The organism is Pseudomonas huaxiensis (assembly GCF_003231275.1).
In the GTDB taxonomy this organism is placed as follows: domain Bacteria; phylum Pseudomonadota; class Gammaproteobacteria; order Pseudomonadales; family Pseudomonadaceae; genus Aquipseudomonas; species Aquipseudomonas huaxiensis.
Genome location: NZ_QKVL01000210.1, coordinates 1 through 292 on the forward strand (window position 1 = coordinate 1; position 292 = coordinate 292).

1 protein-coding gene is annotated in these 292 nt (G+C 62.3%); it reads left to right on the forward strand.

Annotation, left to right across the window (positions count from 1 at the left end; genetic code table 11):
* A partial coding sequence (locus tag DM374_RS32920; protein ID WP_157969838.1) for a hypothetical protein occupies window positions 1-292 on the forward strand: 292 nt, incomplete at both ends.

The following is a 292-nucleotide window of genomic DNA, read 5'->3' on the forward strand; positions in this document are numbered from 1 at the left end:
TAACCCGAACACGCCGGCACTGACCCAAACCGGCACCTTCACCGTCACCGCCCCGGACGGCCTGCAAACCCTGAGTGTGGGCGGCATCAACGTCGTTTCTGGCGGAGTGGCCGCCGGTTTCCCACAAACGGCTACGACCCCGCTGGGCAACACCCTGACAGTTACCGGCTACAACCCAACCACCGGCGTAGTGACCTACAGCTACACGCTGCTGGATAACGAAGCGCATCCGAATGCGGGTGGTATCAACAGCCTCACCGAGAGCTTCACCGTTACCGCGACTGACACCGAC